Here is a 13855-nt window from a genome sequence, read left to right on the forward strand (position 1 = left end):
CTATCCTCTCCTGTAACGGCGGTCCAGTACTTGGAACAATGTTCTAACTTTCGAGGAGCATACATGGCAGCGGATCTTCCCGGCATCGTCCGGTTGCGCGACCGCCGCGAGGCGCTGACGCTGCGCACGATCCTGACGGCGGCCCGCGGCCTCTTCGCCGATCGCGGGTACGCGCGGACGCCGATCCGCCTCATCGCGCAGGAAGCGGGGGTTTCCCCGCAGACCATCTACGCCCACTTCGGCTCGAAGGCCGGTGTCCTCGGCGGGCTCGTCGACCTCCTCGATGACGAGGCCGGGATTCCCGACCTCGTCGCCGAGGCGCAGCGGACCGAGGATCCGGTCGCGTTGCTCGGCCTGCTGGCCACGGTCGCGCGTCAGGTCCGGGAACGCTGCGGCGACATCGTCACGATGCTGGGCTCGGGGGCCGCCGTCGACCCGGATATCGCCGCGACCCAGGCCGAGGGCGCGCGGCGCAACCGGCTCGGTGTCGAGATGGTCATCGAACGGGTCCGGAACGGCAGTCGCGCCGTGGTGCCCAGGGCAGCGGACATCGCCGTCGCCCTGATGAGCGCCGACGTCCACACCAGCCTCGTCACCGAAGCCGGGTGGAGTCACGACGACTACGAAGCCTGGCTCAAGGACACGCTGGTCGCTTCGCTGCTTCGATGACGCAGCGTCTTACCGAAGAAAGCCGAGAGCTGAGCGCGCTGCGTGGCGACGCTCCGCACCGGGTCGATGGTGCCGACGAACGCGGCCGGAGCGTTGCCCAGCTGCGGCAACAGCGTCTGGTAGTCGGTGAAGCTGAAGTGTTCACCGTCCGGCAGCCGCACTTCGCGGGTCCAACCGCGCTGGTTGCGGAGGAACTCCTGCCAGGACGCGTCCGACGCGGCACTGTGGTCGCCCGCGCTCATCAGCAGGAACGGACGGTCCAGGCCCTCGTCGGCGACGCGGCCGAAGATCCGCTGTGACTGCGAGTGGGCCATGCTGCCGTCCAGATTCGCCCCGGCGACGATCCGCCGGTCGGTCACCATCGTTTCGCCCGCGGTGAACCCGCCGGCGGAGTGACCGAACATGCCGACGCGGTCGAGGCCGAGCGAGTCGAGGACGAAGCGCGTGTCCTGTACGCGGGTCTCGATCACGCGTTTCGACACCTCGATACTCGACGGCGGCAAGGCTTTCTTCGCGACGCGCCCGTCGGGGAACTCGACGGCTTCCGCCTCGTGGGTGTGGTCGATGGCCACGACGACGTAGCCCTCGCTCGCGAGCTGTTCCAGCTGCGTGGTGCCGTGCGAACGCGACAAGGTGCCCCCGGGTGAATACAGCACGACAGGTCGCTTGCCGCCGATCGCGGGCGCGCCGATCCGGGCGTTGGTGGGGAAGTGGTAGTCGAGCTGCTCCGGGCCGATGCCCAGTTTGACGGCGTCTCCCTCGGCCACCACCTTCGCGACACCCGGCGCCATGTACGGCGCTTTCGGCTTTCCGCTCGACAGTGCCGGGTATCGCACGGTGACCATCAATTCCCGCGTGAGGCTGGGAACCCATGGGTCCTGGCGTGAGTGATCGATCAGATGGAGGTCGGTGCTGCCGACGGCGTACGGACCTGTCGGCGCGGGCAGGCTCAAGCGGACGGCCGCCGCTGACGCGGGCGGCGCGAGGAGGACGGCGGGCAGGGCGAGAGTGGTTGCCAGGACGCCGATCCGGCGCGTGGTTCGGTTCATGGCACCGAACGTAGGGAGCGGGCCGGTGCCGGGGCATCGGGAAGATCACCGGTCCCACCCCTGGGATCGGTCTCGGCAGGCCAGGGTCACCTCGTTGCTCCATTGACTTCGCAGTTCGAATGCCGCTTGTGGCAGTTGCCTGTTCCGGAAGCTTCGTTCGCTGTAGAACCGGCGAACCCCTTGTTACGTTCGGTGATGGCGCGTGCACGCCCAGACCGAAGTAAACCGACGAGAGGTAAATGCCATGAAGGAATACGAGACCCCCATGCTGATCGAGGCCGGCGAGTTCGAAGAGGTCACCGGCCTGCTCTCCAGGCACGGCAACGACCGGCTGATCTTCAGCAAGAACTGAACGCGCTGACCGTCTGCGTCGATGCGTCGAATCGCTGACACGCTGGGTCACGGCGAGGAGTACTTCGCGGTCTTTCCCGACCACGAAGCCGCCCTCGCCGTGGCCCCGCGGTTGCACGCACCTGGGTCCCGGACGCTCGCCCACGCGTCGGGGCGGCCGTGGCTGACCGGCCGGTGGCCGGACGACGGGATCGTCGTGGCCACGGCGGGGCGGACCAGGCTGGCGGTGATCGGTTGCTGCCCGGTCACCGAGAAGGAGCTGACCATCGCGGCCGCGCGGCTGCGCGATCCCGGCGGGCTCGACGCGCTGGCGGCGAAACTGCCGGGCAGCTTCCACCTGGTGGCCTCGGTGGACGGGCACTGCCGGGTGCAGGGCACCGCGTCCGGGCTGCGGCTGGTCCACCACACGAGGATCGGTGGCGCGGTGGTCGCGGCCGACCGCGCGGACATCCTCGCCCACGCGGCGGGGGCGGACATCGACGAGCGGATGCTCGCGGTCCGGCTGCTGTTCCCGGTCCCGCATCCGTTGCTGCACAAGCCGATGTGGCGTGGGGTGCACGGCGTGGAGCCGGGCAGTGCGCTGGTGCTCGCCCCGGACGGCCTCGCCGCCCGCACGGTGCGGTGGTGGGATCCGCCGCGCCCGGAACGCTCGCTCGCGGAAGGCGCGCCGCTGGTGCGGGAAGCGCTCACCGCCGCGGTGGACGCGCGCACGGCCGCCGGTGGTGTGGTCGCCTGCGACCTTTCCGGTGGCCTGGATTCGACCTCGGTGACCTTCCTCGCCGCCCGTGGCGACGCGAAGATCGTGGCGAGCACCTGGCCGGGTCTCGACCCGGCCGACGACGACCTCGCCTGGGCGACGCGCGCGGCGGCGCATCTGCCCGAGGTCGAGCATGCGGTGTGGGACGTCGCCGCGTCTCCGCTGGTCTACGCGGGCCTGCTCGAAATCGACGATCCGCTGGACGAACCGACCATCGGGATGATGGACAGGGCGAGGCTGCTCAGTGATCTGGCGCCGCTGGCGGCCAAGGGCAGCAGGGTCCGGCTGACCGGCATCGGCGGCGATCACGTCGCTTGGTGCTCCGAAGCGCACTATCACTCGATTCTGCGGCGCCGCCCGTTGTTCGCACTGGGCGCGCTCCGGGGGTTCCGCGCGTTGTTCACCTGGCCGCTCGGTGGCATGGTCCGTGCGCTGGCCGATTCCCGTTCGTACCGCCGGTGGCTCTCGGACGCCGCGGCCGACGTCCGCGCGGCGAAGACCGCACCGGTGACCGCCGCGCTGGGCTGGAGCGTTCCGCCCCGGTTGTTCGATTGGGCGACGCCGGAGGCGAAAGAGCTGGCGAGCGCGGCGATCCGCGACGCGGCGCTCGCCGCGGAGCCGCTCGGTGAGACCAGGGGCGAGCACGCGGACCTGGAGCAGATCCTGTCCTGCACGCGGATCATCCGGCAGTGGGAGCAGATGAGCGCGCGGGCCGGGCTGCCGATCCAGTCGCCGTTCCTCGACGATCGGGTGATCGAGGCCTGTCTGTCGATCAGGCCGGACGACCGCGTGACGCCGTGGGCGTACAAACCGGTGCTCACCGAAGCCATGCGCGGCGTGGTACCCGGCGAATGCCTGGCCCGCACCAGCAAGGCGCAGGCGTCGATGGACGCCGCGGCGGGTCTGCGGGCCAGCCGGGGCGACCTGCGCGAGCTGTGGGCGGACTCGCGGCTGGCCGAGCTCGGCCTCGTCGACCGGAATCGGTTGAGCGCCTTGGCGTCGCGGCCCGAAACACCGGAGCTTCGCGACGGCATCCTGTATCCGACCATCGGCTGCGAGGTCTGGCTGCGCACGCTCTCGAAGCCCTTGCTCTCTCTGGAGGAGAAATGAGTCTCGCCTTCCGCGCCAACGTGTCCATTGTGGACACGGACTATGGGTCCGTGTTGCTCGACGAGCGCAAGGGCCGGTATTTCCAGCTCAACCCGAGTGGCCGGATCGTCGTGCGGACGCTGCTCGAAGGCGGTGACAGCGAAGAGGCGGCCGGCGCGCTCATCGAGGAGTACGACGTCTCGCGTGAGCGTGCCGAGCAGGACGTGACCGCGCTGGTGGAGGGGCTGCGCGCGGCGGGCCTGGTGACGCCGTGACCACCCCGAGCGCGCTCAGCAGGCCGCGGTCACTGCCGTTCGCGCGGCGGCTCGCCGCGCGGCTCGCGGTCGCCGCGGCCAGGTTGGTCGCGACGCTGCCGCCACACCGGATCCGGACGGTCTTCGGCGTACTCCGCCGCGGCGCCCGGCCCGCCACCCACGAGCAGGCGGAGGCCGCGAGGGAGGCGGTGCTCGCGGTCAGTCTTGCCTGCCTCGGCCCGAAAGGCTGCCTGCCAAGGTCGCTGGCGGTCACGCTGCTGTGCAGGCTGCGCGGTGCTTGGCCGACGTGGTGCGCCGGCGTCCGGGTTCGGCCGCCGTTCGGTGCGCACGCCTGGGTCGAAGTGGACGGGCAGCCCGTCGGGGAAGGGGTCTCCGCCGAATATTTCGCGCGGCTCGTCGCGGTCGGGCCGCCGGATCAGGACCGATGAGCGATCGGGCGGGCTTCCGGGAGCTGCTGCGGCTGACCGCGGGCCACCGCCGGGTGCTGACGCTGGCCATCGTGCTCACCGTGTCGGCGTCCGGACTGGGGATGCTCCAGCCCTTGCTGGTCCGGCACGGGATCGACTCGGTGGGTACGCGACCGCTCTCCTGGTGGTTCATCGCGGGCATAGCCGGGCTTTTCCTCGTCCAAGCCGCCGTGGACGGACTCGGCTTGTTCATGTTGGAGCGGTCGGGCGAACGCGTGGTGCTCAGCGTGCGCAGACGGCTGATCGCGCGCCTGCTGCGGCTGCGGATGCCCGCCTACGAGGACCATCGGCTCGGCGACCTGATCTCCCGGCTCAGTGTCGACACCACCGTGCTGCGCGACGTGGTGTCGACCGCGTCGGTCCAGCTCGTCGCGGGCGGGTTGACCGGACTCGGCACGGCGGTGCTGATGCTGCTGCTCGACCCGGTGCTGTTCGGCCTGGTGGCGGCGACCGTGTCGGTCGCCGCCGTCGTGGTGGTCGCGTTGCTCGGCAGGCTCCGCGCGGCGGGCGAGCGGACGCAACGCGGCGTCGGTGAGATGAGCGCGGACCTCGAACGCGCGCTGGGTGCGATCCGGATGGTGCGCGCCAACCGGGCGGAGCCGCGAGAGGAGCGGCGGATCGGTGAGCGGGCGGAGTCGGCCTTCGCCGCGGGGGTGGAGGCGGCCAAGCTGACCTCGGTGATGACCCCGGCCGTCGAGCTGGCCATTCGCGGCTCACTGCTGCTGGTGCTGCTCGTCGGCGGGGCACGGGTGGCGGCGAACGCGACCTCGCTGGGCGCGCTGGTGGCGTTCCTGTTGTACGCGACCTATCTGGTGGTGCCGCTCATCTCCCTGCTCCAGGGAATCGGCCTCGTCCAGCGCGGCATGGGCGCGCTGCAGCGGGTGCACGAGGCCTCTCTCCTGCCCGTCGAAAACGATACGGTGACCCCCTCGCCGATGCTTCCCGCGCGGTCCGCGCCGGTGCTGGAATTCCGCGATGTCCGATTCTCCTACGGGAAAAGGACGGTGCTGGACGGCGTTTCGTTCCGGGTCGAACCGCGTACGATCGTGGCGATGGTCGGAAAGTCCGGGGCGGGAAAGTCGACAGTTTTCTCACTGGCCGAGAATTTTTATCAGCCCTTTTCCGGTGCGGTGCTGCTGAATGGTGTCGACCTGACCGGGATGTCACTTTCCGACTGCCGTTCCCGGTTGGCGCTGGTCGACCAGAACGTGCCCATCCTGCACGGCACGCTGCGGGAAAATCTCGTGTACGCGGCACCGGACGCCGGCGCGGAGGAAGTCACGCGGGTGGTGGAAAAGGTCAACCTGGCCGAGCTCGTCGCCGGTCTGCCCGACGGGCTCGACACCCAGGTAGGTGAACGCGGGAACATGCTCTCCGGCGGCGAGCGGCAGCGGGTCGCGATCGCCCGTGCCCTGCTCACCCGGCCTGACCTGCTGCTTCTCGACGAGCCGAGCGCGCACCTCGACCAGATCAACGAATCAGCGCTGACCATGGCGCTGGAGCGGGCCGGACGTGAATGCGCGCTGCTGATCATCGCGCACCGGCTGGCCACCGTCCGCCGGGCCGACCGGATACTGGTGCTCGACGGGGGCAGGGTCGCCGGTGACGGCACACACGGCGAGCTCACCGCGTCCTGTCCGTTGTACCGGCGGCTCGTCGAGAATCAGTTGTCCGATGACGGGTCTGCCGGAAGCGTACCTGCCGAAGCGGCGTCCACCGGATAATCCCCCGATTGTGGTCAGCTCATCCCCCCGGATGGCCCTGTCGCGACAACCGAGTGCTCTTGAGAATGGGTCGCTGGGATGTCGGATAGGTTATTCGGATGGGCCGGTGATGATGCTCAGATGATCTACAACCGACTGGCCGTCGGCCAATTGACTCGGCAAAAGGAATTCGTGGAGGTGCTGTCGGGACGGTGCGATACGCTCAGGCGTATCGACCGGTTTTGTGAAACCACCAAACTCGTGTCCGGAATTCTTTCCGGCGGCGGCCGGGTGGACGCCTGCGACCCGGCGCTGCTGGAGTCGATGCTCTTCGGACCGGGACGCAGGCGGCTGGTGGTCGACTCGCGGCTGGCGGGCGGTGAGCTGGTGCGGCACCACGAAAAGGACAGGCAGACCGAAATCAAGGTGTACGGCGGAGCCCTGCGGCACATGCTGGTCTTCGACGCCCGGTACGCGGTCGTGCCGCTCGACGAGGCGAGCCTGCACGCGGGCGCGCTGGTACTGCGTCCACCGCTCGTCGGTCCCTGTGGCCAGTTCTTCGAGGTCCTCTGGTCGGAGTCGCGACCGCTCGGCGGCGGGCTCGGACAGCGCGCCTGCCTCCAGGGACGGCAGCTGCGGGTCGCGGACCTGCTGGTGGAAGGAGCCACGGACCATCAGGTCGCGAACCGCTTGGGCATGAGCAGCAGGACCGTGCGCACGATCGTGTCCGAGCTGCACGGCCGGTTCGGCACCACTTCGCGGATGGCCTTGGGTTTCCGGCTCGGCCGTCTGACCAAGCGCGTCTAGTCCCGGTACGGCACCTCCCAGACTCCCGAGGTCCCGTCGGCCGCCAATTCCCGCTTGAGCACCTTGTGCGTCGCCGTCCGCGGCAGTTCGCCGACCACCCGCACGAACCGGGGCCGCTGCTTCGGGCCGAGATCACCTTGCGCCGCCACGAAAGCGGCGAACTCGTCCGCGTCGATCGGCGCCTGGCAGACCAGTGCGGCCATCACCTGGTCGCCAACCCGCGGGTCCGGCACCCCGTACACCGCGGCCTCGCGGACGGCGGGATGCCGGACGAGCGCGCGTTCGATCGGGGCGGTGCCGAGGTTCTCGCCGTCGACGCGGAGCCAGTCACCGAGCCGCCCGGCGAAATAGCAGTAGCCGTCCGCGTCGAGGTAGGCCAGGTCGCCGGTGTGGTACATCCCGTCGCGCATCCGCTCGGCCTCGGCGGCCGGATCGCCGTAGTACCCGGCGAAGAAGCCCGCTCCGCCGGTGTTGACCAGCTCGCCGACGGCCTCGGCGGCGTTGAGCAGCTTCCCGTTCACGTCGAATTCCGCCGGGGGACAAGGCTTTCCGGTCTCCGGATCGAGGACCGCGACACCATCGAGCAGCCGCCCGAGCGAACCCGGCGGCGTGGTGGCGTCCCGGCCGAAGTTGACCCCGCCCTCGGTCGAACCGAACGCGTCGATCACGTGGCAGCCGAAGCGTGAGCCGAACGCGGCGAGATCGGTCTCCGCGCCTTCGTTGCCGTAGACCAGTTTCAGTGGGTTTTCGGCGTCGTCGTCCCGCTCGGGAGTGGTGAGCACATAGGAGAGCGGCTTGCCGACGTAGTTGGCGTACGTCGCGCCGAACTTCCGGACGTCCGGGAGGAAACCGGAGGCGGAGAACCGCCGCCGCAGCGCGATCCCCGCGCCCGCGGCGAGCCCGACCGACCAGCCTGCCATGATGGCGTTGGAGTGGAACATCGGCATCGACACGTACACGGTGTCCTGTGTGGACAAACCGAAGCGGGAGGCCAGCATCTCACCGGGATAGGCGATCTTGCCGTGCGTGCACCGGACGGCCTTCGGATCGCCGCTGGTGCCGGAGGTGAAGATCAGCATGAGGAGGTCTTCGGGTTTCGCGGCCACGGGGACGACGGCCTCCCGTACGGGCTCGAGAGCGCTCAGCGGCAGCACCGGGACATCGGTCTCGGACAGGAGCGGAAGGTACTTCTCCTCGGCGAACACCAGCTCGCAGTCGGCCAGCGCGACGTCGCGCGCCAGCGCCGCGCCCCGGCGCGTCGGGTTCAGGCCGACCAGGACGTGCCCCGAGAGCGCGGCCCCGCCGAGCAGGAACGAGAACTCGGGGACGTTGTCGGCCAGCAACCCGAAATGCCCGCCCGGCCGCAGGATCCGGGTGAGCGCGGCGGCGTGCCCGGCGCAGGCTTGGACGTGCTCGGCCCAGGACCAGCGCCGGTCCTCGAACAGCAGCCCGGCCGAGCGGTCCTCCGCCCGCGCGAGCAGGAGTTCCGTGACCGTGGGGGTCATGCCGGGTCCGCGGCCAGGAGATCGCCGAGCCCTCGCAGTTGCGCGGTCGCCCCGCCCAGCGTGAACTCGAGCCGCTTCGCCGCGACGAAGTAGCGGTGCAGGGTGTGGTCGACGTCGATGCCGACCCCGCCGTGGACGTGCACGGCGGTGTGCGCGACGCGGTGCCCGGCCTCGGCCGCCCAGAACTTCGCCGTCGCGACCTCCTCGGCCGCCGGAAGGCCTTCGCTCAGCCGCCAGGCCGCCTGCCACAGCGTCAGCCGGACGGCTTCGACATCGACGTAGGCGTCGGCGAGCCGCTGCCGCACCGCCTGGAAACTGCCGATGGGGTGGTCGAACTGCTGCCGTTCCCGCGCGTACGCCGCGGTCAGTTCCAGCGCCCGTTCGACGACGCCGAGCTGCTGCGCGCAGACGCCGATCGTGGCGCGCAGCCGCAGCCATTCGCCGATGTCGCCCAGTGAGGCCGTGGCCTTCGCGCGGGACAGCTCGACGAGCGCCGCGTCGGCGTGGTCGACGGTCCGTTGGGGTGACACGGTCACCGAGTCCCCGTCGAGCAGGAATACCTGATGCCCGCCGTCGACGGCCGCCTCGACGAGAAAGCCGTGCGCGAACGCGCCGAACGGGACCGCGGTCTGCGCGCCGGTCAGCCGCCAGCCGTCGCCGTCGGCCTCGGCGGTGAAGCCGCACGGCACACCGTAGTCCGGCAGCGCGACGGCGAGGACGTGGTCGCCACGCAGCACCGGGACGACCCAGCGTTCGGCCGGTCGCCCGTCCCCGAACTCGGCTACCGCGGCCGCGGCCAGCACGACCGACGTCAAGTAGGGGACCGGCGCGACCGCGCGTCCGATCTCGGCGAGGACGGAACACTGCTCCAGCAGCCCGAACCCGCCACCGCCGACCGACTGCGGCAGCGCGGCGTCGACCACCCCCGCCTGCGCCAGGGCTGTCCACAGTGGAGCGGAGAACCCGCCGGAACCGTGTTCTCCCAGCATGTCCGGGGTCACCTTGTCCGTCAGGATCCGGCGCGTGAGGGACGCGAGGTCCTGCTGCGCTTCGGTGAGCGTGAAGTCCATCAATGCCTCCTAGCGCGTGACGGGCAGGCCGAGCGCGGTCGCGGCGATCATGTCCCGCTGGATCTCGTTGGTGCCGCCGCCGAAGGTGAGGATCAGCGACGAGCGGTGCAGCCGTTCGATCCGGCCGCGCAGCAGCGCACCGGGGGAGCCCTCGCGGACCACGGCGCCCGCGCCGAGGATCTCCATCATCAGCCGGTAGGCCTCGGTCGCGAACTCCGTGCCGAACACCTTGGTCGCCGACGCCTCCGCGGGACCCAGTTCGCTGCTCGCCGCCGCCCAGGCGATGCGCCAGTTCCGCAGTTTCAGGTACTCCGCGTGCGCGTGGATCCGCGCCAGATGCAGCCGTACCCAGGGCGCGTCGATGACGCGGGAGCCGTCGGGCAGTTTGGTCGTCTGCGCCCAGGTCCGCACGTCGCGCACCGACGTCTGGATCGGCGCGGCCGAGGTCAGCGCGACGCGTTCGTGGTTGAGCTGGTTCGTGATGAGCGGCCAGCCCTCGTTCTCCCCGGCGACCCGGGAGGTCACGGGTACGCGGACGTCGTCGTAGTAGGTGGCGCTGGTGCCGGGCCCGGCGACCGTGCGTACCTTCGTCCAGGAGAACCCCGGTGCCGACGTCGGCACGATCAGCATGCTGAGGCCCTTGTGCTTGCGGGCTTCGGGGTCGGTGCGGGCGGCCAGCCAGACGTAGTCGGCGTACTCGATCAGGCTCGTCCACATCTTCTGGCCGTTGATCACGTAGTCGTCGCCGTCGCGGACCGCGCGGGTGCGCAGCGACGCCAGATCGGTGCCCGCGCCCGGTTCGGAGTAGCCGATCGCGAAGTGCAGCTCGCCGGCGGCGATCTTCGGCAGGTAGAACGCCTTCTGTTCTTCGGTGCCGTAGCGCATGATGGTCGGCCCGACGGTGTTCACCGTGAGGAAGGGGACGGGTACCCCGGCCGCGGCCGCCTCGTCGGTGAAGACGAGCTGGTCGAGCATCGGGCGTTCCTGTCCGCCGTATTCGCGCGGCCAGCCGATCGCGAGCCAGCCCGATCGGCCGAGGTCGCGCACGATTTCCTTGTACACCAGGCCGTCGCCGTACTCGCCGCCGTCTCCGGCCAGCGCTTCGCGGCGCTCGGGGGTCATCAGCCCGGCGAAGTACTCCCGGAGTTCCCCGGCCAGTGCGCGCTGCTCCGGCGTGTAGTCGATCCGCATCCGTCACCTCTGCCGTCGGTGCTCGTTACTGGTGCCATGGCCGCTCACGGCGCTAAGGTAGAACCTGTTCTAGTTGTACCAGGTATGGCGGCGAGGAGGGAATATGGAGATCGAGGTCGATCGCACGCTCTGCGAGGCGAACGCGATCTGTGTCGGCTTCGCACCCGAGGTCTTCGATCTCGACGACGACGAGGAGCTCGTCCTCTCGTCGGCGCAAGTTCCACAAAACCAGGTAGAACGTGTTACTCAAGCTGTCGCGGGCTGTCCGAAAAACGCGCTGCTCATCCGTGGTTAGCGGCGTTTATTTAGACCTTGCATGCGGCGAGAACAGATTCTACTGTGTGCGGTGAGGCTGGGTGTGGAAAGGCAGGAGGCCTGGAGTGAGCTTGGACGGCAAGACGGCCATCGTCACCGGGGCGGGCGCGGGACTCGGCCGGGCCGAGGCGCTGGCGCTGGCCGCGGCGGGAGCGTCGGTGGTGGTCAACGACGTGTCGGCCGCGGCGCGGGAGGTGGCCGACGAGATCGAGGCCGAGGGCGGCAAGGCGATCGCGGTCACCGGTGACGTGTCGGAGTCCTCGACGGCCGACGCGCTGCTCACCGCCGCCGTCGACCACTTCGGCGGCCTCCACCTCCTGGTCAACAACGCCGGCGTGCTGCGTGACCGGATGCTGTTCTCGATGTCCGACGACGATTGGGACACCGTGCTCGGCGTCCATCTGCGCGGGCATTTCCTGCTTTCCCGCAACGCCGGGGCGTACTGGCGCGACAAGTCCAAAGTGGACGGCGCGCCGGTGTACGGCCGGGTGGTCAACACCGCGTCGGAATCGTTCCTGCTCGGTGCCCCCGGCCAGCCGAACTACGGCGCGGCCAAGGCGGGGATCGCCGCGCTCACCGTCTCCACCGCGCGCGGCCTCTCCCGCTACGGCGTCCGCGCCAACGCGATCTGCCCGCGAGCCCGCACCGCGATGACCGAAGCCGTCTTCGGGGCCGAAGCACCCGAAGGCGTCGACCCGCTCTCGGTCGACCACGTCGCGCCGTTCGTGACGTTCCTCGGCTCGCCCGAATCCGACCGTGTCAACGGTCAGGTGTTCCTCGTCTACGGCGGGATGGTCGCGCTGATGCGGCCGCCGTCGGTGGAACAGCGGTTCGACACCGCCAACGGCACCTGGACCACTGAAGAACTCGTGACCACCGTGGGCGGCTACTTCGCCGACCGCGACCCGGAACGCATGTTCGCCGCTTCCGAGATCATGTCGCTGCCGTAGACCGTAGGAGATGATGTAGTGGGCAGGCTCGATGGCAAGGTAGCGCTGATCACCGGCGGGGCAAGGGGACAGGGCGAAGCGGCCGCGCGGCTGTTCGTCGCCGAGGGCGCGCGAGTGGTGATCGCCGACATCAACGACCTCGACGGCAAGAAACTCGCCGCGGATCTCGGTGAATCCGCCGTCTACCAGCATCTCGACGTCGGTGACGAGGCCGAATGGGATGCCGCGATCGAGCGCACCGTCTCGGAGTTCGGGCCGCCGACCGTGCTGGTCAACAACGCGGGCATCCTGCACTTCTCGGAACTGGGCAAGACCACGCTCGCCGATTACGAACGCGTCATCCGGGTCAATCAGATCGGGGCGTTTCTCGGGATGCGTTCGGTCGTTGAACCGATGACCGGGGCCGGTGGCGGCTCCATCGTCAACGTGTCCTCCGTGGAAGGCCTCGCCGGGATGCCGTTCCTTGTCGCCTACACCGCCAGCAAGTTCGCGATCCGCGGGATGACCAAGGTCGCGGCGCTCGAACTCGGCGCGAAGAACATCCGCGTCAACTCCGTGCACCCCGGCGCGATCGACACGCCGATGGTCGCCGCGGCGGCGGGCGGGCAGAAAGTCGACATGTCGTGGGTGGGCAAGAAGGTCGCTTTGGGCCGGGTCGGGCAGCCGGAGGACATCGCGAAACTGGTGTTGTTCCTGGCCAGCGACGAAAGTTCGTACAGCACGGGCGCCGAGTTCGTCGCCGATGGCGGCGCGACGGCCACGCATGCTCTCAAGTTCTGACGCGGAGGTGCCGAGAGCAAAGTGAACACCGCTAACGCACTGGGGCGTTGACAGGTGGAGTAAGACTCGGGGCAGGCTACTGGGAGGTTCTGTGAACGCGTCGGTGTCCGTCCCGGGTACGGGTGCGCTCACACAGGTCGGCAGGCTCGCGACCCTGTCGTGGGAGGTCTTCCGCGCGATCTTCAAGCGCCCGTTCCAGTTCCGCGAGTGGATCCAGCAGTGCTGGTTCTTCGCCAGTGTCACCATCCTGCCGACGGCGCTGGTGGCGATCCCGTTCGGCGCGGTCATCGCGCTGCAACTGGGCTCGCTGACCCAGCAGATCGGCGCGCAGTCGTTCACCGGCGCCGCCAGCGCGCTCGCCATCGTCCAGCAGGCGAGCCCGCTGATCACCGCGCTGCTGGTGGCGGGTGCCGGCGGGAGCGCGGTCTGCGCCGACATCGGCGCCCGCAAGATCCGCGAAGAGATCGACGCGATGGAGGTCCTCGGGGTCAACCCGATCCAGCGCCTGATCGTGCCCCGTGTCCTCGCCGCGATCGTGGTTTCGGTGCTGCTGAACGGTTTGGTCAGTGTCGTCGGCGTACTCGGCGGCTACTTCTTCAACGTCGTCATGCAGGGCGGGACCCCCGGCGCGTATCTCGCCAGCTTCAACGCGCTGGCCCAGGTGCCGGATCTGTGGGTCAGCGAGATCAAGGCCCTGCTCTACGGTTTCGTCGCCGGTGTGGTCGCGGCCTTCCGCGGGCTGAACCCGGCGGGCGGGCCGAAGGGCGTCGGCGACGCGGTGAACCAGGCCGTGGTGATCACCTTCCTGCTGCTGTTCCTCATCAACGTCGTGCTGACGGCGATCTACCTGCGGATCGTGCCGCCGAAGGCGATGTGA

At 69.6% G+C, this 13855-nt stretch carries 15 protein-coding genes; 11 read left to right on the top strand and 4 right to left on the bottom strand.

What is annotated here, in order from left to right:
* Positions 1-63: 63 nt before the first annotated feature.
* Positions 64-669, top strand: a complete 606-nt coding sequence (locus ACZ7KI_RS14195) for a TetR/AcrR family transcriptional regulator (protein ID WP_470273550.1) — start codon at positions 64-66, stop codon at positions 667-669.
* On the opposite strand, the gene ACZ7KI_RS14200 is transcribed toward ACZ7KI_RS14195, so the two are convergent.
* On the bottom strand, positions 621-1718 hold the full coding sequence (locus ACZ7KI_RS14200) for an alpha/beta hydrolase family protein (protein WP_470273551.1): 1098 nt from the start codon (positions 1716-1718) through the stop codon (positions 621-623). The two genes, ACZ7KI_RS14195 and ACZ7KI_RS14200, sit on opposite strands and share 49 nt — an antisense overlap.
* Before the next feature lie 244 nt (positions 1719-1962).
* On the opposite strand from ACZ7KI_RS14200, the gene ACZ7KI_RS14205 reads away from it, so the two are divergent.
* The 6 genes from ACZ7KI_RS14205 to ACZ7KI_RS14230 all read left to right on the top strand — a co-directional run bounded on the left by ACZ7KI_RS14205 (position 1963) and on the right by ACZ7KI_RS14230 (position 7167).
* Positions 1963-2070 (top strand): keywimysin-related RiPP, encoded by a 108-nt coding sequence (locus ACZ7KI_RS14205; RefSeq protein WP_470273552.1) that lies wholly within the window; start codon positions 1963-1965, stop codon positions 2068-2070.
* A gap of 21 nt (positions 2071-2091) precedes the next feature.
* Positions 2092-3936, top strand: coding sequence for a lasso peptide isopeptide bond-forming cyclase (locus ACZ7KI_RS14210; protein WP_470273553.1), 1845 nt, complete (start codon positions 2092-2094; stop codon positions 3934-3936).
* On the top strand, positions 3933-4190 hold the full coding sequence (locus ACZ7KI_RS14215; RefSeq protein WP_470273554.1) for a lasso peptide biosynthesis PqqD family chaperone: 258 nt from the start codon (positions 3933-3935) through the stop codon (positions 4188-4190). Before ACZ7KI_RS14210 ends, ACZ7KI_RS14215 begins: the two co-directional genes overlap by 4 nt.
* Positions 4187-4618, top strand: coding sequence for a lasso peptide biosynthesis B2 protein (locus ACZ7KI_RS14220; RefSeq protein WP_470273555.1), 432 nt, complete (start codon positions 4187-4189; stop codon positions 4616-4618). Before ACZ7KI_RS14215 ends, ACZ7KI_RS14220 begins: the two co-directional genes overlap by 4 nt.
* Complete coding sequence (locus ACZ7KI_RS14225) at positions 4615-6381, top strand: ABC transporter ATP-binding protein (protein WP_470273556.1); 1767 nt, start codon at positions 4615-4617, stop codon at positions 6379-6381. Before ACZ7KI_RS14220 ends, ACZ7KI_RS14225 begins: the two co-directional genes overlap by 4 nt.
* 240 nt (positions 6382-6621) lie before the next feature.
* On the top strand, positions 6622-7167 hold the full coding sequence (locus tag ACZ7KI_RS14230; protein WP_470273557.1) for a helix-turn-helix transcriptional regulator: 546 nt from the start codon (positions 6622-6624) through the stop codon (positions 7165-7167).
* Here the strand turns inward: ACZ7KI_RS14230 and ACZ7KI_RS14235 are convergent.
* From ACZ7KI_RS14235 to ACZ7KI_RS14245, 3 genes are read right to left on the bottom strand one after another with little or no spacing between them, the layout of a single operon-like run.
* Entirely contained in the window at positions 7164-8672 is a 1509-nt protein-coding gene (locus tag ACZ7KI_RS14235) for a long-chain-fatty-acid--CoA ligase (protein ID WP_470273558.1), read from the bottom strand. The two genes, ACZ7KI_RS14230 and ACZ7KI_RS14235, sit on opposite strands and share 4 nt — an antisense overlap.
* Entirely contained in the window at positions 8669-9742 is a 1074-nt protein-coding gene (locus tag ACZ7KI_RS14240) for an acyl-CoA dehydrogenase family protein (protein ID WP_470273559.1), read from the bottom strand. Before ACZ7KI_RS14240 ends, ACZ7KI_RS14235 begins: the two co-directional genes overlap by 4 nt.
* Before the next feature lie 9 nt (positions 9743-9751).
* A complete protein-coding gene (locus tag ACZ7KI_RS14245; protein WP_470273560.1) occupies positions 9752-10933 on the bottom strand; it encodes an acyl-CoA dehydrogenase family protein in 1182 nt (393 codons plus the stop codon).
* Between the two features lie 103 nt (positions 10934-11036).
* On the opposite strand from ACZ7KI_RS14245, the gene ACZ7KI_RS14250 reads away from it, so the two are divergent.
* The 4 genes from ACZ7KI_RS14250 (at position 11037) to ACZ7KI_RS14265 (ending at position 13855) form a co-directional block, all read left to right on the top strand.
* On the top strand, positions 11037-11228 hold the full coding sequence (locus ACZ7KI_RS14250) for a ferredoxin (RefSeq protein ID WP_470273561.1): 192 nt from the start codon (positions 11037-11039) through the stop codon (positions 11226-11228).
* Between the two features lie 85 nt (positions 11229-11313).
* Complete coding sequence (locus tag ACZ7KI_RS14255; RefSeq protein WP_470273562.1) at positions 11314-12198, top strand: 3-oxoacyl-ACP reductase; 885 nt, start codon at positions 11314-11316, stop codon at positions 12196-12198.
* Between the two features lie 18 nt (positions 12199-12216).
* Positions 12217-12978, top strand: a complete 762-nt coding sequence (locus ACZ7KI_RS14260) for a glucose 1-dehydrogenase (RefSeq protein ID WP_034322618.1) — start codon at positions 12217-12219, stop codon at positions 12976-12978.
* Between the two features lie 91 nt (positions 12979-13069).
* Positions 13070-13855 carry an MlaE family ABC transporter permease gene (locus ACZ7KI_RS14265; protein ID WP_465504368.1) on the top strand — a complete coding sequence of 262 codons (786 nt, stop codon included), beginning with the start codon at positions 13070-13072 and terminating at the stop codon, positions 13853-13855.

Source organism: Amycolatopsis sp. NPDC039088 (genome assembly GCF_055598845.1).

Excerpts from the sequence above, each read along its gene's own strand:
- ACZ7KI_RS14195 (WP_470273550.1), top strand. The coding sequence starts at position 64 with ATGGCAGCGGATCTTCCCGGCATCGTCCGGTTGCGCGACCGCCGCGAG.
- ACZ7KI_RS14200 (WP_470273551.1), bottom strand. The coding sequence starts at position 1,718 with ATGAACCGAACCACGCGCCGGATCGGCGTCCTGGCAACCACTCTCGCC.
- ACZ7KI_RS14205 (WP_470273552.1), top strand. The coding sequence starts at position 1,963 with ATGAAGGAATACGAGACCCCCATGCTGATCGAGGCCGGCGAGTTCGAA.
- ACZ7KI_RS14210 (WP_470273553.1), top strand. The coding sequence starts at position 2,092 with ATGCGTCGAATCGCTGACACGCTGGGTCACGGCGAGGAGTACTTCGCG.
- ACZ7KI_RS14215 (WP_470273554.1), top strand. The coding sequence starts at position 3,933 with ATGAGTCTCGCCTTCCGCGCCAACGTGTCCATTGTGGACACGGACTAT.
- ACZ7KI_RS14225 (WP_470273556.1), top strand. The coding sequence starts at position 4,615 with ATGAGCGATCGGGCGGGCTTCCGGGAGCTGCTGCGGCTGACCGCGGGC.
- ACZ7KI_RS14235 (WP_470273558.1), bottom strand. The coding sequence starts at position 8,672 with ATGACCCCCACGGTCACGGAACTCCTGCTCGCGCGGGCGGAGGACCGC.
- ACZ7KI_RS14240 (WP_470273559.1), bottom strand. The coding sequence starts at position 9,742 with ATGGACTTCACGCTCACCGAAGCGCAGCAGGACCTCGCGTCCCTCACG.
- ACZ7KI_RS14245 (WP_470273560.1), bottom strand. The coding sequence starts at position 10,933 with ATGCGGATCGACTACACGCCGGAGCAGCGCGCACTGGCCGGGGAACTC.
- ACZ7KI_RS14250 (WP_470273561.1), top strand. The coding sequence starts at position 11,037 with ATGGAGATCGAGGTCGATCGCACGCTCTGCGAGGCGAACGCGATCTGT.